Origin of the sequence: Mycobacterium sp. 050128 (genome assembly GCF_036409155.1) — a bacterium.
In the GTDB taxonomy this organism is placed as follows: Bacteria; Actinomycetota; Actinomycetes; order Mycobacteriales; family Mycobacteriaceae; genus Mycobacterium.
Genome location: NZ_JAZGLW010000001.1, coordinates 1121085 through 1141367 on the forward strand (window position 1 = coordinate 1121085; position 20283 = coordinate 1141367).

The 20283-nt window shown below is 67.7% G+C and carries 16 protein-coding genes and 1 pseudogene; 6 read left to right on the forward strand and 11 right to left on the reverse strand.

What is annotated here, in order from left to right; all coding sequences use genetic code 11:
* Window positions 1–141: 141 nt before the first annotated feature.
* Window positions 142–357, reverse strand: a pseudogene (locus SKC41_RS05440) (MFS transporter); the annotation flags it as partial.
* Between the two features lie 231 nt (window positions 358–588).
* Here SKC41_RS05440 and SKC41_RS05445 point away from each other — a divergent pair.
* Window positions 589–1491: an alpha/beta hydrolase gene (locus SKC41_RS05445; RefSeq protein WP_330976687.1), complete on the forward strand. Its 903-nt coding sequence runs from the start codon at window positions 589–591 to the stop codon at window positions 1489–1491.
* Here the strand turns inward: SKC41_RS05445 and SKC41_RS05450 are convergent.
* The 3 genes from SKC41_RS05450 to SKC41_RS05460 are packed head-to-tail and all read right to left on the reverse strand — an operon-like array spanning window position 1488 to window position 5008.
* Window positions 1488–2801 (reverse strand): amidohydrolase family protein, encoded by a 1314-nt coding sequence (locus tag SKC41_RS05450; protein WP_330976688.1) that lies wholly within the window; start codon window positions 2799–2801, stop codon window positions 1488–1490. The genes SKC41_RS05445 and SKC41_RS05450 overlap by 4 nt on opposite strands.
* A complete protein-coding gene (locus tag SKC41_RS05455; protein WP_330976689.1) occupies window positions 2795–3991 on the reverse strand; it encodes a CoA transferase in 1197 nt (398 codons plus the stop codon). The genes SKC41_RS05450 and SKC41_RS05455 overlap by 7 nt, the downstream gene beginning before the upstream one ends.
* Before the next feature lie 12 nt (window positions 3992–4003).
* On the reverse strand, window positions 4004–5008 hold the full coding sequence (locus SKC41_RS05460) for a MaoC family dehydratase (protein WP_330976690.1): 1005 nt from the start codon (window positions 5006–5008) through the stop codon (window positions 4004–4006).
* 57 nt (window positions 5009–5065) lie between these two features.
* On the opposite strand from SKC41_RS05460, the gene SKC41_RS05465 reads away from it, so the two are divergent.
* A complete protein-coding gene (locus SKC41_RS05465; RefSeq protein ID WP_330978758.1) occupies window positions 5066–6211 on the forward strand; it encodes an acyl-CoA dehydrogenase family protein in 1146 nt (381 codons plus the stop codon).
* A 111-nt stretch (window positions 6212–6322) separates the two neighbouring features.
* Window positions 6323–6790, forward strand: coding sequence for a CD225/dispanin family protein (locus tag SKC41_RS05470; RefSeq protein ID WP_330976691.1), 468 nt, complete (start codon window positions 6323–6325; stop codon window positions 6788–6790).
* Here the strand turns inward: SKC41_RS05470 and SKC41_RS05475 are convergent.
* From SKC41_RS05475 to SKC41_RS05500, 6 genes are all read right to left on the reverse strand, one after another.
* Window positions 6784–7752: an enoyl-CoA hydratase/isomerase family protein gene (locus SKC41_RS05475; protein ID WP_330976692.1), complete on the reverse strand. Its 969-nt coding sequence runs from the start codon at window positions 7750–7752 to the stop codon at window positions 6784–6786. The genes SKC41_RS05470 and SKC41_RS05475 overlap by 7 nt on opposite strands.
* Window positions 7753–7755: 3 nt before the next feature.
* Window positions 7756–9273, reverse strand: a complete 1518-nt coding sequence (gene fadD4, locus SKC41_RS05480; RefSeq protein ID WP_330976693.1) for a fatty-acid--CoA ligase FadD4 — start codon at window positions 9271–9273, stop codon at window positions 7756–7758.
* Window positions 9274–9421: 148 nt separating this feature from the next.
* Window positions 9422–9712: a hypothetical protein gene (locus SKC41_RS05485; protein WP_330976694.1), complete on the reverse strand. Its 291-nt coding sequence runs from the start codon at window positions 9710–9712 to the stop codon at window positions 9422–9424.
* 153 nt (window positions 9713–9865) lie between these two features.
* A complete protein-coding gene (locus SKC41_RS05490; RefSeq protein WP_330976695.1) occupies window positions 9866–11695 on the reverse strand; it encodes a phosphoenolpyruvate carboxykinase (GTP) in 1830 nt (609 codons plus the stop codon).
* Window positions 11696–11870: 175 nt separating this feature from the next.
* The gene (locus SKC41_RS05495; protein WP_330976696.1) at window positions 11871–13415 is read right to left on the reverse strand and encodes a hypothetical protein; all 1545 of its coding nucleotides are present in this window, start codon (window positions 13413–13415) and stop codon (window positions 11871–11873) included.
* Window positions 13412–14446, reverse strand: coding sequence for a hypothetical protein (locus tag SKC41_RS05500; RefSeq protein ID WP_330976697.1), 1035 nt, complete (start codon window positions 14444–14446; stop codon window positions 13412–13414). Before SKC41_RS05500 ends, SKC41_RS05495 begins: the two co-directional genes overlap by 4 nt.
* 222 nt (window positions 14447–14668) lie before the next feature.
* Here SKC41_RS05500 and trmB point away from each other — a divergent pair, with 222 nt between their 5' ends.
* The 3 genes from trmB (at window position 14669) to SKC41_RS05515 (ending at window position 19098) form a co-directional block, all read left to right on the forward strand.
* A complete protein-coding gene (gene trmB, locus SKC41_RS05505; protein WP_330978759.1) occupies window positions 14669–15487 on the forward strand; it encodes a tRNA (guanosine(46)-N7)-methyltransferase TrmB in 819 nt (272 codons plus the stop codon).
* Between the two features lie 2 nt (window positions 15488–15489).
* Window positions 15490–16209, forward strand: coding sequence for an NYN domain-containing protein (locus tag SKC41_RS05510; RefSeq protein ID WP_330976698.1), 720 nt, complete (start codon window positions 15490–15492; stop codon window positions 16207–16209).
* A 63-nt stretch (window positions 16210–16272) separates the two neighbouring features.
* Complete coding sequence (locus SKC41_RS05515) at window positions 16273–19098, forward strand: MMPL family transporter (RefSeq protein ID WP_330976699.1); 2826 nt, start codon at window positions 16273–16275, stop codon at window positions 19096–19098.
* A 13-nt stretch (window positions 19099–19111) separates the two neighbouring features.
* Here SKC41_RS05515 and SKC41_RS05520 read toward each other — a convergent pair whose 3' ends face one another.
* A complete protein-coding gene (locus SKC41_RS05520) occupies window positions 19112–20257 on the reverse strand; it encodes an AI-2E family transporter (RefSeq protein WP_330976700.1) in 1146 nt (381 codons plus the stop codon).
* Window positions 20258–20283 lie beyond the last annotated feature (26 nt).

The following is a 20283-nucleotide window of genomic DNA, read 5'->3' on the forward strand; positions in this document are numbered from 1 at the left end:
TTGGATCACCCGGATCGATACCCCGATCCCTCGTCAGCTAACCAGGCCGAAGAGGGTCGGTCCACCGCCTGGGCGAAACCGTCCGCCGAAGTGATTCGGCGCCGAGGCGGGCTTGGACGGGTCCGGATCCCAGCGTTCAGCTCACACCAATGACGTGGCGTCGCAGCGCCGGACGTAAGCCGCCCAGGTCACCGCGACGCAGATCAGGTAGAACACCAAGAACACCCAGAAGGCGGTGGTCGCGGATTTAGCGGGTCCCGCGTAGGACGTGCGCAGCACTACGTTGATGCCGACGCCCCCCAAAGCGCCGACCGCGCCGGCGATGCCGATCAACGCGCCCGACATCGAACGCTCCCACCCGATTACGTCGACCGGCGAAAGATCTTACAGTGCAAGCGATTTCGCGGCAAATATGGACGGGCTGCCTCCCCGATTGGCGTTCGCTTCCGAAGCTACGGGGAGCGTGTTTCGGAAGTATTTCCGCGGATTGTCTGCGCGACTACCACCGGCTCACGCCGCCGCGCGCGCCGTGCCAGACGAACGGCGACGCCGCTCGTTGCCTGATTTCGGATGGGTGATACTGGATCGGTGCCGAACAGCGACGTTCACCCAGATCTACGCCGGATCGCGCGCATCGCGCCGCGACAAATGGTCAGTCGCCGCAGTCTGTCCACCATCCGGGTGCTGACCAAGCTGCGGGAGCGCCGCAATCCCGGCGCGTCCCGCCATGCCGAAGTGATCACCCTCGGTTCTGGAGTCGGCATCCGGCTGTTCCGGCCATCCGGTGTCGCCGCGCCCGCACCGGCACTGCTGTGGATACACGGCGGCGGATATGTGATGGGCAGCCCGCAACAAGACGATCGGGTGTGCCACGGGTTCAGCACCAGGCTGGGCATCACCGTCGCGGCGGTCAAATACCGCCTGGCCCCCGAACATCCGTATCCCACCCCGCTCGAGGACTGCTATGCGGCACTGACCTGGCTGGCCGGGCTGCCCGCGGTGGAGCGGACGCGGGTGGCGATCGGTGGCGCCAGTGCAGGTGGCGGTCTTGCGGCGGCGCTGGCGTTGCTGGCCCGGGACCGCGGCGAGGTCGCACCGCTGTTCCAGCTGCTGGCCTACCCGATGCTCGACGATCGCAGCTCGCTGACGGCCGAGAACCCGGACCACCGCCTGTGGAACACCCACAGCAACCGGTTCGGCTGGTCGGCGTATCTGGGCGACGCCGATCCGCAGGTCGCCGTACCGGCCCGCCGCGGCGATCTCGCCGGGTTGGCGCCGGCCTGGATCGGCGTCGGGACGCACGACCTGTTTCACGACGAAGACCTCGCCTATGCCGATCGCCTGCGGGCCGCCGGAGTGCCGTGCGAGGTGGAGACCATCCCCGGCGCCTTCCACGGATTCGACCTGGTGGCACCGAAAGTGCAAGTGTCGCAGCGCTTCTTCGACAGCCAGTGCGAGGCCCTGCGCGAGGCGCTGGCCGCCGCGCGCTAGTCCGCGGGATAGGCGATGGCGCCGCCGATGATCGTCGCGGCCACCAGCTCGGCGTCCAGCTCGGCGAGCACCATCGTGGGCTGCGCGGCCAGCACGCATAGGTCGGCCGGCTGTCCAACGTCGACGACCCGGGGCCGGCTCGGCTGATCGGCTGATCCCAGGAACATCGTCAAAGCGTCCGTCGCCGAGACACATTCGTCGACGCCTAGCACCGCACCGCTGGGCGTGGTGCGGTGTACCGCGGCACGCATCGCCGCCCACGGGTCACCGCGGCCGAACGGCATGTCGGTCGATAGTGCCAGGCGCACCTTGGCTTTTCGCAGCGACGCGACCCGCCACAGCGTGGCGTGCTCGGCAGCGGGAATCTCGGCGAGGTACTGATCGCCACGTTCGGTGACGAAGTTGGGCTGGGTCACCACGGTGAGCCCATCGGACTGGGAAAGGTCCGCGAGGTCGGCAAGGTTGTCGTCTTCGACGACCGCGGCGTGCTCTATTCGGTCCAGCCGATGGCTGCCGGCGGCGCGCAATGCCGCGATGGTGACCACCAACTGGGCCGTGGTCACGCAGTGCACGGCAACCGGTCTTCCCTCGGCGTGGTGGTCGGCGATCCATTCGGTCAGCGCATCCAGGTCGAGGCGGTCGTCGTGCAGTATCTTCTTGCCCGGGGCCAAGAAAGACGGCCGCGGCCCGAACTCTCCGTGCCGGTGCGCCACCAACAATGACACCATGTCGTCCGCGTCGAGATCCGGTGTGGCATCGGTGACTCCGGTGACGCCAACCGCGGTGAGGCGCCGGCTGAGCTCGGTGAGGTCGCTGTTTTGGCGCTGCAGCGCGTCGGACCAACGGTCGCTGGCGCGCAGCCGCCCGTCGGGGTGATCGGCCATTCCGAGCAGGTGCAGTGCGACGGAATTGAGGATCCACAAGGCGCCGCTGCGGTGCTGGACGCGGACCGGACTGCCGGCCACGATGGCGTCCAGCGCGGCGCGATCCAGCTCACCGGCAACGGATTCGTGGTAGCCGATCGCCCGGATCCATCCGTCGGCGTTCGGTGTAGCCAACGACAGGTGTTGTACCAGTTGATCTTTGGTGCGGACGCGGGGCGGTCCTAGCATCAGCGAATCCATCGCCGCGGCGGCCGAGCGCAGATGCACGTGGTGGTCGTGCAGGCCGGGTAGCACGGTCGCGCCATGCGCGTCGAGCACGGTCTCGCCGCTCCTGAATTCGAGGTCGTCGCCCATCTCCTCGATCCGCGCGCCGACCCGGATGTCGGTCACCGTGCCGTCCAGCAGTGTCGCTCGCTGAATCAGCATGGCAGGAAACGTCTTTCGCTGACGATCCGGCGTACGGCATCGTTGTCCGCGCCCAGTTCGGCGGCCCGGCGGTGCGACGGCGGCGGCTGTGGCGGCGGCGCCGGGCATTCCGACGCCGACGCCGTGCCGGGCAGGGCCGCATAGCCCGCGGCGATCCCCGCCATCGACAGCTGGATCAACTCGCCGCCACCGCGGGCCAGCGATTCGGCCACGGCCACGGCGGCTTGCAGGCCGGTGAGCGGATCGGCGATGGCGTCCCCGCAGAACACCGGGCCATCTCCGCCGACACCGACCAGGCCGCCGGCCACCGCAGCGTCGTCGCCGAATGCGGACCTGCCGGGGTTCTGGTCATACCCGCTGATACGCAACCAGATTCGGCCCGCTCGCGGCGCAAGACGGTCCGGGCCCAAACCCCGCCGCGCCAGCGCCGCGGGCCGCGAGCCCTCGATCACGATGTCGGCGACCGCAAGCAGCTCGCGCAGCTCGTCGGCCTGGCCCTCGAAATCGAGGCAATAGGAGAGCTTTTCGGCGTTCATCCAGTCGAAGAATTCGCGATTCCCGGCCCGGGTGCCGTCCGGGCGTTGTGGGCTTTCGACTTTGACGACGGTGGCTCCGGCGCGGGCCAGCAGCTGCCCGCAGAGCGGGCCGGCCCACATCGACGACAGGTCGGCCACCAGCAGGCCCGCGACACCCCGGGCGGCGCCCGTGCTGCCCAGTCGCTCGACCCGCCCCGGCGCCTCGGCGGCCTCGCCCAGGCCGGCCGCCGGCATGTCGAGCAGACTTGTCCGCTCGATGATCGACGAGACGAGACGCGTTGCGGCCCAACGCTGCAGCGTTGGCCAGGGATCGGCGGGCACCTCGTCAACTTCCAATAGCGCGGGGACGGCGGCAATGTCGTCGGGGCGCGACAGCGTGAGGGCGCACCAACCGTCGCGCGCCGAGAGCAGCCGGGTAGCACCGCCGGCCGAAATCCGGCCGCCGCGGCTCAATCCGAGCAATCCGGCCCGGCCGGCCAGCAGCGTGGCGGCATCGACGGTGATGCCCAGATGACCGCCGACCGCCGTCGCGACCTGCTCGGCGCGGGCCAGCACCTCGGCGCGAGAGAAGTCCGGCGGCCCGCCGGGCAGGCCGGTCAGGCAGGCCAGCCCGCTGCTTCCCCACCGGGATGCCGCGTTGCTCACCTGGACCATTGTGCGCGCGGTTCAGAAGTGCAGCGCGCGCAGTCGCCAGTCCAGCACCGGCCGCTCGGGCTGTTCGGCCCCGTCACCGACCGCGTAGACCAGCGATCGCAGTCCCAGCTCGCCCCCGTCGGCCGACTCGACATGCAGTTCGCTGTACAGGGTGTCGCCCTCGTACACCGGCCCGGTGTGATCGCACGACTGCCAGCCCAGCACGGTGCCCAGATTGGGCAGCAGCCTGTTGGCCTGCGCGAACGCCAGCCCGATGGTGTGGCCGCCATACACCAGCCGGCGCCCGCCGGAGCGTGAATCATGATGTGCGGCAGCGATATTCAGGGTAAGCCGGGCCAGCTCGGGTGCACTGCTGACGACGTCGCCGGTGCTGTGCAGCACCCTACCCGCCAGTGCGGTGTCGAAATGCGGCCCGGGCACTCGCTTTCGGAAGGCCTCACCGTTCCAGTGCGCCGCCGGCGCGACGGACGGGGGTGCCGCATCGGCGCCGATCGTCGTCATATCGTCGGCGGGCGCGTTATCGGGGTCGAAGTCCGGGCTCGCGGGCAACATGGCGCAGCGGTAGAAATCGAGCACCAATCGATCGGCCTGGTCGATCGTGGTCATCCGCAGCGCAGCAAGACCCGTCGGGGCCCGGCCGGGCTTGGCCGAGTTGGTGCGCAGCCCAACGACTTCGGTGCGAGTGTAGAGGGAGTCGCCGATGACCGGGAATCGGTGGAATGTCAGGCCGCGGTAGAACAGGTTCGCTTTGACCCGCGCAGTGACCAGCGTGCTCTGCCCGATGGCGACGTCGCAGACCAGCCCCGGGTGCGCCAGCGGTCCGGGCGCGCCAATCACCGCGACACACAGCTCGGCGTCCAGGGCCAGGCGCAGCCGGTCCCCGAGGATCGCCTGATGCGCGGCGGCCATGCCCGCCGACAGCGTCGCCACCGGTGCCCAGTCGAAGACCTGGCCCCTGGACAGATCGTCGAAGTACGGCCCGCCTTCGCGGATTCCCGCATACCCGTTACCCGTCACAACGCCTCATGCTGGCAGGCTGTCGAATCGGGGGTCAATGCAGGAGGGTTGTCGGAGTTGGACGACGAAGAAGACATGCTGGTCGCCACGGTGCGGGCGTTCATCGACCGTGAGGTCAAACCGACGGTCCGCGAGGTCGAGCACGCCAACGCCTACCCCGAGGCGTGGATCGAGCAGATGAAGCGGATCGGCATCTACGGCCTGGCCATCCCCGAGGAATACGGCGGCTCGCCGGTCTCGATGCCCGGGTATGTGCGGGTCACCCAGGAGCTGGCCCGCGGCTGGATGAGCCTGGCCGGCGCGATGGGCGGCCACACCGTGGTCGCCAAGCTGCTGGTGTTGTTCGGCACCGAGGAGCAGAAGCGGACCTACCTGCCGCGGATGGCCACCGGCCAGGTGCGGGCCACGATGGCACTGACCGAGCCCGGCGGCGGCTCCGACCTGCAGAACATGTCGACCACCGCGCTGCCCGACGGCTCCGGTGGCCTGCTGATCAACGGCGCCAAAACCTGGATCAGCAACGCGCGTCATTCCGGGCTGATCGCGTTGCTGTGCAAAACCGACCCGCAGGCCACACCGCGCCATAAGGGCATCTCGATCGTGCTTGTGGAGCAGGGGCCGGGTCTGACGATCTCCCGGGATCTACCCAAGCTCGGCTACAAGGGCGTCGAGTCGTGCGAGCTGTCCTTCGACAACTTCGCCGCTCCCACGTCCGCCGTCCTGGGAGACCTTATGGGCGAGGGCTTTTCGCAGATGATGAAGGGCCTCGAGACCGGGCGCATCCAAGTGGCGTCCCGCGCCCTGGGCGTGGCGACCGCGGCGCTCGAGGACGCGTTGGCGTATGCGCAGCAGCGGGAGAGCTTCGGCAAGCCGATCTGGAAACATCAGGCCGTCGGCAACTACCTGGCCGACATGGCCACCAAGCTCACCGCCGCCCGCCAGCTCACCCGGTACGCCGCGCAGCGTTACGACAGCGGCGAACGTTGCGACATGGAAGCCGGGATGGCAAAACTGTTCGCCTCCGAGATCGCGATGGAGATCGCGCTGAACGCGGTGCGCATCCACGGCGGCTACGGCTACTCCACCGAGTACGACGTCGAGCGCTACTTTCGCGACGCGCCCCTGATGATCGTCGGCGAGGGCACGAATGAGATCCAACGCAATGTGATAGCCGGCCAGCTGGTGGCCCGAGGCGGGATCTAAGCGGGGCTGCATCGGCGCTTGACCTCCGCTTGTGCGCTATATTTGCCTGACTTGCGCACCAGCAAACCGGCGCGGGAGTAAACCTATTGGACCGAAAGAAAGTCGGTTGCCATGAGTTATCCCCCAGGGCCGTACGAGGGCTCCCCCGAGTGGCAGGGCCAACCGCAGCAACCGGAGTGGCAAGGTCAGCCCCAGCAACCGGAGTGGCAGGGTCAGCCCCAGCAACCGGGCTGGCAGCAGCCACCACAACCGGGTTGGCCGGCCCAGCAGCCGGGCGCCTGGCCGGGCCAGCAGGAACCGGATAACTACCTCGTCTGGGCGATTCTGTGCACGGTGCTGTGCTGCCTGCCGTTCGGGATCATCTCGCTTGTCTACTCCAACAAGGTTTCCGGACTCTGGGCGCAGGGCCGGGTCGCCGAGGCGCAGGAAGCGTCCAGCAACGCCAAGAAGTGGGCGATCATCGGCGCCATCGCCGGCGGCGTCACATACGCGATCGTCGCGATCCTGTACATCGTCATCGCCGTGGTCGCCGTGTCGAGTATCCCGTCGACGACCAGCACCACCTTCGGGGGCTACTGAGAAATCGGTTGCGCGCCAACGTAAGTCGCATCGATTAGCCCCCAGCGCAGCGCCGTCTCGACGCCGACTGTCCGCCCGGACAGCACCAGGTAGGCCGTTCGCCAGCGGCCGATGCGGCGTGTGATGCTGACCGTTCCGCCGGCGCCAGGGATCAAACCGAGGCTCAGTTCCGGTAGCCCGAAGACCGAATCCTGCTGCGCCTCAACCCACCCGCAGAATGCGGCCATCTCCAAGCCGCTGCCCAGCACCCGGCCGTGCAGCTGGGCGCGGCAGGACCTGCCGAGCTTGGCGGTCAGCGCGTCGAGCGCCAGCGCCGGGCTGTGACGGGTGCGGCCCAGGTGCGCGCTCGCGGGATCGGCGAAGGTGCCGAATTCGGCGAGATCCCCCCCGCTGCAAAACGATGGGCCGTTGCCGCTCAACACGATCCCGGTGACCGACGGATCGAGTTGCGCGACGGTCAGTGCCTCCAGCAATGCCGCGCGCGCATCGGTGGAAAACGCGTTGTGGCGACTTGGGCGGTTGAACGTGATCAGCAGGGTATCCCCGTCGCGCTCGGCCCGCACCGGGTCGGGAATCTCGGGCATCCGGGCCGGGCCGCGTTCGGCGAGCCAGCGCGCGAACTCCGGCCCGGCCTGCAGGGTGGAGTAGGCCAGCGATTCGGTCACCACTGCGGCCAGCGTCGGGCCATCGGGCGCCATCGCGCGCAACACGTCGTCGCAGACGCTGCTGGCCTGCGGCCAGTGCTCACAACGCTTGCGCAGCTCGGCGAGCGTCTCGGGGACAGAATCGACGGTGATCACCCGCCGGTCGTCGCAGATGTCCTCGGTCAGCGTGAAAGTCGCTGTGTCCAGCCATGATTCGTCATGTGCGATCTCAGCGGCCGATCCGACGCCGACGACCACGCCGGGTGGCGACGACAGGCCCGCCTCCGGCGCACTCGATACGTCGACCACCCGGAACATCGGTCACACCGAATACTTCTCGATCAGCGCATTCTTGTAGAGCTTGCCGGTGTCGGTGCGGGGCAGCTGCGTCTCGAACGCGATCGAGCGCGGGCATTTGAAGTGCGCCAGTCGGTCTCGCAGCCACGCCATCAGCTCGTCACCGAACTCGTCGCCGGCGTCGGCCTCCTCGACGGTCTGCACGGCCGCCACCACCCGCTGACCCATCTCGTCGTCGGGCACCCCAAACACCGCGGCGTCCAGCACCTTCGGGTGGGTGACCAGAAGATTCTCGGCTTCCTGCGGATAGATGTTCACCCCGCCGGAGATGATCATGTGGTGGCGCCGGTCGGTCAGGTATAGGTAACCCTCTTCGTCGAGGTAGCCGATGTCGCCGACGGTGGTCCAACCGCGCTCGTCACGGGATGAGGCGGTTTTCGTTGGGTCGTTGAGGTATTCGAACGAAGCTCCGCCTTCGAAGTAGATCTCGCCGGCCTCACCGGGCGGCAGCTCGTTGCCGTTCTCGTCGAGAATGTGCACGGCGCCGCCCATCGGTTTGCCGACCGAACCCGGATGCGCCAGCCAGTCCTCGGCGAAGATCAGCGTCGACCCGTGTGCTTCCGAAGACGCGTAATACTCGTCGACGATCGGTCCCCACCAGTCGATCATCTGCTTCTTGATCTGCACCGGGCACGGCGCCGCGGCGTGCATCACCCGCTTGAGGCTGGACAGGTCGTACGAATCACGAACGTCCTGAGGTAGTTTCAGCATCCGGACGAACATGGCCGGCACGAACTGGCCGTGGGTGATCCGGTGCCGCTGGATGGCGTCCAGCGTGCCCTCGGCATCGAAGCGCTCCATCACGACCGTGGTGAGACCCGCGGCCTGCACCGTCATAGACCACACTGACGGCGCGGTGTGATACAGCGGGGCGGGACTCAGATAGACGGTGTCGCTGTCCATCCAGAAGCCGACCAGAGCCGACATCATGCCCGGGGCGTCTTCCGGTGGGACGTGCGGCAATGCGCGTTTGATCCCCTTGGGCCGGCCGGTGGTGCCCGAGGAGTACTGCAACAGGTCGCCCTCGATCTCGTCATCGATCGGGGTATCCGGTTGATTTGCAACGCATTCCGGGTAGCGCTCCCAGCCCGGCAGGTCACCGTCGGCGATCAGCAGCAGCTCGGGCAGACCGTTCGGCAGATGCTCGGCCAGCCCGGCGAGGGTGTCGCGTAGCGCCGCCGAGCCGACGATCGCCTTGGCGTTGCTGTTGTCGATGATGTAGGCCGCCTCGGCCGCGGTCAGGTGCGTGTTGATCGGCACGTAGTACAGGCCGCTGCGCCGGGCTGCCCACATGACGGCGTGAATGTGCTGATTGTTCTCCATCAAGATCGCGACGCTGTCGCCCTCGCGCAGGCCCGCCTGACGGAACCGGTGCGCCAGCCGGTTGGCCCGCGCTTCCAGTTCATCGAAGGTGACGACCGTTCCCGATGGGTACAGAATGATCGCCGGTTTGTCGGCGCCGAGGTAGGGGCGGATCTGCATGCGAAGACTGTACCGCCGCCAAATTTGACGGGTGTCAAGTGGCCGGGCGGTGATTCCGGATGCGGCCCATGGCCGGTGTCGGGATCACAATTCGATGATCTTCAACGGCGCCGCCGCCGTGCGACTTGCGCTGGTAAGAACTACCGCGTCAGCCGTGCGGCGCCTCGGAGATCTTGCTGTCCGGCTTGCCCAATGTTTGGCACCAGGTCTGTGCGGACAGTCGCGTCGCGGAAATCTCCAAATTGGCCGGGTCCTGACCGCTCTTGTCCTTCAGCATTTTGCTGACCTCGTCGTTCTGCTTCTTCTCGTCCTGGGTGGTGAAGTCCTTGCACTTGGTGTCGCCGCCGGTGTTGATCACCTGTGACGCGGAACATCCGCTGAACAAGATTCCCGCCGCCGCAACCGCTATCGCGAGCACGGGGGTTGTCGTTGACTTCATCGTCGGCCTCCCAAGATCGGACTGTTAGCTATCTATACACCGCAGCGTGCTGTTCCAAACAAGGCACGCAAAAATTAGCCGAGCAAACACAGAATCGCGTGCCGCGCGACGTCAGTCGGCGCGACTCCGTGTCTGCTCGCGATGTAAGGCGAGCTACTCGGACTCGGCGAGCCGCTGCTTGAGCGCCTCGAACTCGTCCTTGACGCCGGTGGGCAGCTTGTCGCCGACGAACTCGAACCACTCCTCGATCAGGGGCAGTTCCGCGCGCCACTCGGCCGCGTTGACCGCGAGCGCCTTGGCCACGTCGCCGCCCTGGATGTCGAGCCCGTCCAAGTCCAGGTCGTCGGCCGTTGGCACGATGCCGATCGGGGTGTCCTGGCCGCCGGCCTGGTGCTCGATGCGGTCGACGATCCACTTGAGCACCCGGCTGTTCTCGCCGAAGCCCGGCCACAGGAAGCCACCGTCGGAGTCGCGGCGGAACCAGTTGACGAAGAACACCTTTGGCAGCTTGGACTCGTCGGCGTTCTTGCCCAGGTCGATCCAGTGCTGGAAGTAGTCAGCGACGTGGTAGCCCAGGAACGGCAGCATGGCCATCGGGTCGCGCCGCACCGTGCCGACCTTGCCCTCGGCGGCGGCGGTCTGCTCGCTGCCCATGGTGGCACCCATGAAAACGCCGTGCTGCCAATCGCGGGCTTGGGTCACCAGTGGCACCGTCGTCTTGCGGCGCGCGCCGAACAGGATGCCGGAAATCGGCACGCCCTGCGGGTCGTCCCACTCCGGCGCCAGGATGGGGCACTGCGACATCGGGGTGCAGTAACGCGAATTCGGGTGCGCCGCTTTGGTATCCGATTCCCGCAGGATCCAGTCGTTGCCCTTCCAATCGATCAGGTGGTCGGGCTCGCCTTCCAGGCCTTCCCACCACACGTCGTTGTCGTCGGTCAGCGCGACGTTGGTGAAAACGGTGTTGCCCGCCTCCATCGTGCGCATCGCGTTCGGGTTGGACTTCCAGTTGGTGCCCGGCGCGACGCCGAAGAAACCGAACTCGGGGTTGACGGCGTAGAGCCGGCCGTCCTTGCCGAACCGCATCCAGGCGATGTCGTCGCCGAGCGTCTCGGCGCGCCAGCCCGGAATGGTCGGCTGCAGCATCGCGAGGTTGGTCTTGCCACACGCCGACGGGAAGGCCGCGGCGAAGTAGTAGGCCTTGTTCTCCGGGGAGATCAGTTTGAGGATCAGCATGTGCTCGGCGAGCCAGCCCTCGTCGTGCGCCATCGCCGAAGCGATACGCAGCGAGTAGCACTTCTTGCCCAGCAACGCGTTACCGCCGTAGCCCGAGCCGTAGCTCATGATCTCGCGGGTCTCCGGGAAGTGGGTGATGTATTTGGTGTCGTTGCACGGCCACGGCACGTCTTTTTGGCCGGGCTCCAGCGGGGCGCCCACCGAGTGCATCGCCTTGACGAAGAAGCCGTCGTCGCCGATCTTCTCCAGCGCCGCCTTGCCCATCCGGGTCATCACCTTCATCGAGATGACGACGTACTCGGAATCGGTGATCTCCACGCCCAGCTTGGGGTCGTCGGCACCCAGCGGGCCCATGCAGAACGGCACCACCCACATGGTGCGACCGCGCATGCAGCCGCGGTACAGGTCGTTCATCGTGGACCGCATCTCGGCCGGGTCCATCCAGTTGTTGGTCGGGCCCGCGTCGATCTCACGCTCGGAGCAGATGAAGGTCCGCGACTCCACCCGCGCCACATCGGACGGGTCCGACAGCGCCAGGTAGGAGTTGGGGCGCTTCTCCTCGTTCAGCTTCTTCAGGGTGCCCGCCTCGACCAGTTGCGTGGCCAGCCGGTGGAACTCCTCGTCGGAGCCGTCAGCGAACACGACTCGGTCGGGCTGGGTGAGCTCGGCAACCTCCTCTACCCACGCCAGCAGCCCCCGATGATTCGTGGGTGCGTTGTCCAGACCGGGAATGGTCGCTGAGGTCATCGAACTCTCCTGAATTCATCTCCGTACGCGCGGGCATTTTGTGATTGCGTATGCAGTCGCCCACACAAATATTGACATGGTGGCGTTAGCTACAGGTTATCGTGATCCCCTTGCTGGGGAAGGCCCGGGCGGGTATAAGCCTTCTCACAACAACGATTCAGAAGCGCTTAAACAGTTACCAATTGTCCTCATCCGCGCTCCTCGGGGCCGATTTGGGGTTTTCTGCCCCGCCCGTTCCCTCGGCGGGGCCGTCGGGCCGGGGTATACCCGGTTCTCCGAGTTCTGCACGCACCGCGTCCAACGCCGCCAGCACCGTCGGCATTTCCCGGTCCCGGGCGGCGGTGGCCCGCGCCGCGGCGATGGCGTGCTCGCGTAGCTCGGTGTCGATCACGCTGACCTGTTCTGACACCTGCGTGTTCTCGGCCTCGTCGTGGGCGACCAGCCCGGTACTCAGCAGCGCCTCGGCCGCCAGCACCCGGGTGGCGACCAGCTCCTCCACGACGGATTTCAGCGCGGACGTCAGATCACCCGTCCAGCGGTCCAGTAACGCGCGGTCGTGGAGCAGGGCACGGAGTTTGACCACCAGCACGGTGACCGCCACGCCCAGAGCCACGCACACCAGCGCGCCGGCGATCTGCAGCGTCGGATTCAGCCGATGGGCCAGGCCGGACATCAGCCGGAACAGCGTCAGCGCGACGCCCACCCCGAACCCGACACCGAGCAGCAGCATCAGCCAGGTCTCCTGCCGGCGGGATTTCAGCGGGGGCGGCGCGACGTCGACGGTGGGCAACTGCTCGATCCGCGGTAGCTCCATCGGCACATCCAACTCGCGTGCGACGTCGTCAAGCTGGGTGGTGGCGCCCTCGTTCACCTCGCTGACCACCTCGGCGGCCCGGCCCCGCGCGTGCGCCTCGAAACCGGCCATCTCGCGACGCGGCAGATGCGCGGCATCCTCTTGTAGCTCGCTGCGCACCGACGAGCATCGGTTCAGCGCGAAGTGCGACAGCTGAACCCGGGCCTGCTGCGTCTGACCGCGCATCCGGATGGTGCGCTCGGATTTCGCTTGCCTGCGCTCACGCAGCGCGATGCTGCGCTCCTCGCGCAGCGCGTCGACCCGGGCCCGCCGCCCGGCGCTGTCCGCATCGCGGTCGAACCGCCGCGCGACCGTTTGCAGCCGGGATTCCCAGGCCCGCAATCGATTTCGCCGCCCGACGTCGGAAGCGTCGAGTTGCTCCGCGACGGTGTCGACCAGTTCGTCCAGCTGCGGCTCACCTAGTTCGGGCGCGGCGGCCGCACCGATCCACGGCACCTTGGCGTAGCGCGGCGCATGTGCGGCGAGCTTGTCACGGTTGGCGCTCAGTACGTCGCGCCACCCACGGTGCACGTCGATCTTCGACACCACCGCGACGACGACGTCGGTGTGCTCGCAGGCGGCGTCGAGCAGCGCGCAGTCCGACGCGGTGAGTTCGGCGGCCGCCGAAACGACGAACACCACCGCCGTCGGCGCATCGCCGGGCTGCAGATCCGTCGACTCGACGAACTTGTGCGCGGGCAGCCGCTCGCCCAGCGCGGCGGCCACCCCGGTCACGCCGGCCATCCACGGGCCGGTCACCAAGACGACGTCGCGACGGCTGACCACGGGCGACTCCAGCCGCGGCCCGATCGCCGCCACCAGTTCGTCGACCTGGGCAGCCGGATCGGCGGACGCATCGCCGGTCATGACGACCCCCGGGTCTGCGACCACAGCCGCAGCGATCCCCGGGCGATGTCGGCACCGCAGCTGCGGTGCAGTTCACTCGCCGATCCGCGGCTGTAGCGCTGCCAGCGCGCCGCACGGGGCAGGTGTCCGGCCGGGTCGTCATCACCGGCGACATCCAGCCCTGCCGCCTGGGCCACGTCGACGGCGGCGGCCATCCGCGCGAGCACGGTGTGGTCGCCGGACAGGAATCCGCTGATCTGCTCCCCGATCAAGCGGCCGACGGCCAGGGCCTCCAGCTCCGCGGCGGCATCCAGCACCCGCTGGTAGCGCACCTCGGCGCCGAGGGCCGCCAACCGGGCGATCACCGCATCCACGCCGCTGACGCGCCGCAGCAGGGCCCGGACCTGCGCCGAAGTGGCGCCCCGGCGCAGCGCGGCGACTGCCAGTGCGGTGCCGAACCAATCCAGGCTGTCCAGCAGCCGCGCATGGGCCGGCCCGGGATCATCTGCCGCGACGAAATTCTCGAACGAGCCGTCCAGGCCGGCGGGGTGGGCGGCCAGCGTCTGCAGCGCCGTCCACGAGGTGGCGTCCAGTCCGTCGAACGCGGCGGCGGCCAGCAAAGCGATCATCGGTTCGACGGGGCCGCCGGCGACCTCGGCGAGACGCGCGCTTTGGGTTCGTGCCTGCACGAGCGGGTTTGCCCCGCGGCGACCCGACAGCGAGCCGAGCAGGTCGGCCTTGTTGAGCACGGTCAGCACCGGGCAGCCGGCGGCAACGATCGCGTCGACGTCCTCGGGTTTGACCACTTCAGCGATGACCTGGACGACCACGTCGGCCTCGCCCTCGGCCGGTGTCACGGTGATTCCCGACGCGGTCCCGGCGTGACCCAACGCGCGTGCCACGGTGCCGCGACCGACTCCGGCGCGCCCGTGTACAGCGACCCGCAGCGGCGCCGCGACCTTCTCGGCGATCGCGCTCACGCGCGCGTCGTCACAACCGGCAGCAAACCGTGTCAGCTCGTCGGTGAAAACTTGGCTCCCCCGTACCTTCATTTTTTGCCTGCTCGATCCGATCGGCCCGCGCGCCACTGCGACGTTGCTTCCCGTCGCATGCGGGGTTGTCGCCGGCGCCGGGCCTGTTTGCCAGGCAAAGGATGGGGCACCACCGCATAGTGGCACTTGCGTCTTCGAGTTGCGAGCCACCGCTTATCTGTTACCAGTTGAAGGCAACTGTTGGGTATCAATCTGGACCAGGGGCGGCTACATCGGGGATTCATGGGCCACCATGGACAAATGCATGCGCAACCCGGGCTCGGGACGTGTTCCGATGCAGCGGTGGAGGTAGGAGCCGGCCTGGATACCGAAGAGTTTGTGACGCCAGTGTCGGATCCGGACGGTTCGGACGACCCTCAACGGGGCTATTTACCGGCCACGAGCTTCCGCTCCAGGCGTGCCACCCTGTCCGGCGGCCAGCGGGAGACCTGGGACCGGCGGTGGCCGACGATCGGCCTCTCCGACATCCCGCGCCGCTTCGAACCGCTCGACACCCGGGCGTGGTTCGGCCGGCAGGCGCCGCTGGTGCTCGAGATCGGCTGCGGCAGCGGCACGTCGACGCTGGCGATGGCCCGCGATGAACCTGAAATCGACGTGATCGCCGTGGAGGTCTACAAGCGGGGCCTGGCCCAGCTGCTGTGCGCGATCGACCGCGAGCACGTCACCAACATCCGGTTGATCCGCGGCAACGGGATCGACGTGCTGCAGCATCTGATCGCACCGGCCTCGCTGACCGGGTTTCGCCTCTACTTTCCCGACCCGTGGCCGAAGGCGCGCCACCACAAACGCCGCTTCCTGCAACCGGCCACGGTTGGCCTGATCGCCGACCGGCTACTCCCCGGTGGTGTCCTGCACGCCGCGACGGACCACCCCGGCTACGCCGAGCAGATGGCCGAAGTAGGCGACGCCGAACCGCGGCTGTGTCGCGTCGAACCCGGCAGCGGGCTGCCGATCTCGACCGTGCGCCCCACGACCAAATACGAGTTGAAGGCCCAAGAAGCAGGCAGCTCCGTATCCGAGTTCATCTGGAAAAGACGATGATTATGAGCCTCGCAGAAGAAACGACCGCGGAAACCGCCGCAGCGCCGGCGGCGCCGTCCGGTGACGATCTGGGCGGCCTCGATGCGCCGCCGCAGCGCGTGCTGCTGGTCTGGGACGCCCCCAACCTCGACATGGGACTGGGCTCGATCCTGGGCCGGCGCCCGACCGCGCTGGAACGCCCGCGGTTCGACGCGCTGGGGCGTTGGCTGCTGGCGCGGACGGCCGAGGTCAGCGCCGGACGGCCGGGCGTCATCGTCGAACCCGAGGCCACCGTGTTCACCAACATCGCCCCGGGCAGCGCCGAAGTCGTCCGCCCCTGGGTCGATGCTTTGCGTAACGTGGGGTTCGCGGTCTTCGCCAAGCCAAAAATAGATGAAGACAGCGATGTCGACCGGGACATGCTCGCCCACATCGAACAGCGGCGCCAAGAAGGGCTCGCGGCGCTGGTCGTAGCATCCGCTGACGGTCAGGCGTTCCGTCAGCCGCTGGAAGAAATCGCACGCGCCGGGGTTGGTGGGACAACCCCCGTCCAGGTAATCGGATTTCGCGAACATGCGAGTTGGGCACTAGCGTCGGATACCTTGGACTTCGTTGATCTGGAGGACATCGAGGGTGTTTTCCGGGAACCGCTGCCGCGGATCGGCCTAGATTCGTTGCCCGACCAGGGAGCGTGGCTGCAGCCGTTCCGGCCGCTGTCCGCGCTATTGACCACGCGTGTGTGACACTGGCGTGAAAACCGAAAGACACAGCGCGGGTCGCTGTTAGTGATCCAGTAAGGAGCTTGCGTGTTCGCCTGGTGGGGTCGAACCGTGTACCGCTACAGGTACATCGTGATCGGGGTCATGGTGGCTCTGTGTCTTGGCGGCGGCGTCTTCGGGATGAGCCTGGGTAAGCATGTTACGCAGAGTGGGTTCTACGACGACGGCAGCCAGTCCGTTGCCGCGTCGATTCTGGGGGACAAGACCTACGGACGCGACCGCACGAGCCAGATCGTGGCGATCTTCACCGCGCCCGACGGCAAGTCCGTCGACGACCCGGCCTGGCGACAGCAAACCGTCGACGAACTGAACAAGTTCGTCAAGGACCATCCCAACCAGGTGCTCGGCTGGGCCGGCTGGCTGGCGTTGGCCCCCGGCGCCGAACCCCCGAACGCCCAGATCAAGGGCATGGCGACGGAGGACAGGAAGCACACCTTCGTCACCATCCCGCTCAAGGGCGATGACGACGACACCATTCTCAACAACTACAAGCTCATCGAGCCGGCCCTGCAGAAGCTCAACGGCGGCAAGATCGAACTCGCCGGACTCGAGCCCGTCGCCAGCGCGCTGACCGGCACCATTGCCACCGACCAGAAACTCCTCGAATATCTGGGGCTCCCGCTGGTGACGGTGGTGCTGTTCCTGGTGTTCGGCGGCGCGGTTGCCGCCGGCCTGCCGGTCATCGTGGGTGGCCTGAGCATCGCGGGGGCACTGGGCATCCTGCGCTTCGCCGCCATCTTCGGCCCGGTGCACTTCTTCGCTCAGCCGGTGGTCTCGCTGATCGGATTCGGTATCGCGATCGACTACGGCCTCTTCATCGTCAGCCGATTCCGGGAGGAGATCGCCGAGGGCTACGACACCGAGGCCGCGGTGCGGCGCACGGTGATGACGGCCGGTCGTACGGTCATGTTCTCGGCGGCGCTGATCATCGCCTGCAGCGCCAGCCTGCTGGTGCTGCCGCAGGGCTTCGTGCACTCGCTGACGTATGCGATCTTCGCCGCGGTCGGCCTAGCCGCACTGCTGTCGATCACCTTGCTACCGGCCGCCCTGGGCATCCTCGGGCGCAACGTCGACGCCCTGGGCGTGCGGACCGCGTTCCGGGTGCCGTTCCTGCGCAACTGGAAGGTTTCCCGGGTCTTCCTGGAATGGCTCGCCGAGCGGCTGCAGAAGACCAAGACCCGCGAAGAGGTCGAGGCCGGCTTCTGGGGCAAGCTCGTCACGACGGTGATGAAGCGCCCGCTGGCCTTCGCCATCCCGATCGCCGTCGGCATGATCCTGCTGGTCATCCCGCTGGGCAATCTGTCGCTCGGCGGCATGAGCGAGAAATACCTGCCACCCGACAACGCCGTGCGCATGGCGCAGGAGCACTTCGACAAGCTTTTCCCCGGGTACCGGACCGAGCAGCTGACCGTGGTGATCAAGAGCAACAACCACAGCAAGGTCACCGACCAGCAGGTCGCCGACATCCGCAACCGGATCTCGGGGATCACCGGGTTCACCGACAAGACGTGGGAGGAGCGCCCCTGCCCGGTGATCGCCAACAACCCCTGCGTCCCGGGCCCGAACGGGACCACCCAGCCCAAGGACGATTCGCTGCGGGTGATCCAGAACGGCTTGGTCAACAAGAACGATGCCGAGAAGAAGATCAACGAGCTACGGGCGATCAACCCGCCGAAGGGCCTGACCCTGCTGGTCGGCGGCACACCCGCGCTGGAGCAGGACAGCATCCACAGCCTGTTCGACAAGGCTCCGCTGATGCTGGTGTTGCTGCTCAGCGCCAGCCTGTTGCTGATGTTCCTGGCATTCGGGTCGGTGGTGTTGCCGATCAAGGCCGCGCTGATGAGCGCGCTGACGCTCGGCTCCACGCTGGGCATCCTGACGTGGATCTTTGTCGACGGGCACTTCTCGACCTGGCTGAACTTCACACCGACGCCGCTGATGGTGGTGCTGATCGCGCTGGTCGTCGCGGTGGGCTTCGGTCTGGCCACCGACTACGAGGTTTTCCTGGTGTCCCGAATGGTCGAGGCTCGCGAACGCGGCATGTCGACGGCCGAGGCCATCCGGATCGGTACCGCTACCACCGGACGTTTGATCACGGCCGCCGCGCTGGTGCTCGCCGTGGTCGCCGGCTCGTTCATGTTCTCCGATCTGGTGATGATGAAGTATCTGGCGTTCGGCTTGGCGGCGGCGCTGTTGCTGGACGCGACCGTGGTCCGGATGTTCCTGGTGCCCTCGGTGATGAAGCTGCTCGGCGACGACTGCTGGTGGGCCCCGCGCTGGGCCCGGCGGCTGCAGAACAAGATCGGCCTGGGCGAGACGGACCTGCCTGACGAGCGCAAGCGCAGCGCCGTCAACGGCCGGACGATCCGGCCGCCGGTCGCGGCCAGCCTGGTCGCCGCGAAACCGCGGGCGCCGCACGACCCCACGCACCCCGGCGCGCCCCCGGAGCCGTCGCGGCCGTCCGAGCCGCGACCCGCAGCGGAGCTGCCTGCGGGTCCAAGCCGCGCCCCGTCCCGGCCCACCCAACCGACCGAAGCCAAGACGACGCGCTTCTCGGCTCAGGGCAGCGCCGACCCGCGACCCGCGGCTCCGGCTGCACCGCCCGCGCCGCCGCCGTCGGCCGGCCAAACCCGGGCCATGCCGGTTCCCACCAACCACGAGGACACCGCCGACCCGACCACCGCGCTTCCTTCGATGCGTCCGGAGGGCAACGATTCCGACGCCGCCACCGAGAAGATGAATGCTCGCGGCCAGGGCGGCCAGGCTGACGGTGGCGACAATGCGCGTCCACGCCGCCGCGCGGGCGGTGGGCTCTCCGCGCAGGATCTGCTCCGCCGCGAGGGACGGCTCTAGGCCCGCTCGGGTCTTAGTCGGTCCGCTTCTCCGGATCGTCCGCCTGGGCGTGCAGAACGACCCGGCCTTCGGAATCCTCGTCCAGCTTTTCGGCTTCGACGGCCGGATCCCGGGCAAGTAACACCTGGATCGCGTTGTTGAGGAACGCCACCGTCGGGACCGCCAGCAGGGCGCCGACGATCCCGGCCAGCACACCGCCGGTGGAGATCGCCAGCACCACCCCGAGCGGGTGAATCGAGACCGCGCGGCCCATCACCAGCGGCTGCAGCAGATGCGACTCGATCTGGTTGATCACGACCAGCAAGCCGAGCGTGATCAGCGCGTAGACGATGCCCTTGGTCAGCAGCGCGACCACCACGGCCACCAGCCCCGAGATCAGGGCACCGATCAGCGGGATGAAGGCGCCGAGAAACACCAGCGACGCCAGCGGCAGCGCCAGCGGAACGCCCATGATGGCCAGCCCGGCGCCCACCCCGGCCGCATCGGTGAAGGCCACCAGGAAGGTGGCGCGGACGTAGGCGATCAGCGAGCCGTATCCGGCGCGGCCCGCCTCCATGACCCGGTCGCGCACACCGATCGGGAAGATCTTGACCGTGTAGGCGAAGATGTTGCGGCCGCCGTAGAGAAAGAAAATCAGGGTGAACAGCACCAGCACCGCCGCGGTGAGCAGTTCGGTGAGGGTGGCCGCGGTGTTCAGCGCGCCGCTGGTCAACTTCGACTGATTATTGTGCAGCGCCTGGATCGCGGCATTGCCCGCGTTGGTGATCTGCTCGCTGCGCAGATGCACCGGCCCTTCGATCAGCCACCGCCTGGTGGTGTCGATGCTGCGGGTTACCTGCTCGGTCAGGTCTGGCAACCCGGCGACGAACTGGGTGACGACGAACGTGAGGATGCCGCCGAGCACCGCGAACCCGCCGAGCAGCACCAGTGCGACGGCACCGCCGCGCGGCAGACCCTGCCGATCCAGCCAGTCCACGACCGGTACCAGCAGCGCGCTGACCATCAGGGCCAGCAGCACCGGGACGACGATGATCTCCAGCTTGGCCAACACCCAGAAAAACGCGAGTGCCGCACCGAAGATGACCAGCAAACGCCAGGCCCAGGCTGCGGTGTTGCGGACAAGGGGCTCGACCGCGTCGTCGTCGGAGTTTGCCGGCATCCAGCCAGCCTATCGGGCGCTCCGGT

What these genes read in the sequence shown, in the direction of transcription:
- SKC41_RS05450 (WP_330976688.1), bottom strand. Translation starts at nt 2,801, where the DNA reads ATGCTGATTCAGCGAGCGACACTGCTGGACGGCACGGTGACCGACATC.
- SKC41_RS05455 (WP_330976689.1), bottom strand. Translation starts at nt 3,991, where the DNA reads ATGGTCCAGGTGAGCAACGCGGCATCCCGGTGGGGAAGCAGCGGGCTG.
- SKC41_RS05470 (WP_330976691.1), top strand. Translation starts at nt 6,323, where the DNA reads ATGAGTTATCCCCCAGGGCCGTACGAGGGCTCCCCCGAGTGGCAGGGC.
- SKC41_RS05475 (WP_330976692.1), bottom strand. Translation starts at nt 7,752, where the DNA reads ATGTTCCGGGTGGTCGACGTATCGAGTGCGCCGGAGGCGGGCCTGTCG.
- fadD4 (WP_330976693.1), bottom strand. Translation starts at nt 9,273, where the DNA reads ATGCAGATCCGCCCCTACCTCGGCGCCGACAAACCGGCGATCATTCTG.
- SKC41_RS05485 (WP_330976694.1), bottom strand. Translation starts at nt 9,712, where the DNA reads ATGAAGTCAACGACAACCCCCGTGCTCGCGATAGCGGTTGCGGCGGCG.
- SKC41_RS05490 (WP_330976695.1), bottom strand. Translation starts at nt 11,695, where the DNA reads ATGACCTCAGCGACCATTCCCGGTCTGGACAACGCACCCACGAATCAT.
- SKC41_RS05495 (WP_330976696.1), bottom strand. Translation starts at nt 13,415, where the DNA reads ATGACCGGCGATGCGTCCGCCGATCCGGCTGCCCAGGTCGACGAACTG.
- SKC41_RS05500 (WP_330976697.1), bottom strand. Translation starts at nt 14,446, where the DNA reads ATGAAGGTACGGGGGAGCCAAGTTTTCACCGACGAGCTGACACGGTTT.
- trmB (WP_330978759.1), top strand. Translation starts at nt 14,669, where the DNA reads ATGGGCCACCATGGACAAATGCATGCGCAACCCGGGCTCGGGACGTGT.
- SKC41_RS05510 (WP_330976698.1), top strand. Translation starts at nt 15,490, where the DNA reads ATGAGCCTCGCAGAAGAAACGACCGCGGAAACCGCCGCAGCGCCGGCG.
- SKC41_RS05520 (WP_330976700.1), bottom strand. Translation starts at nt 20,257, where the DNA reads ATGCCGGCAAACTCCGACGACGACGCGGTCGAGCCCCTTGTCCGCAAC.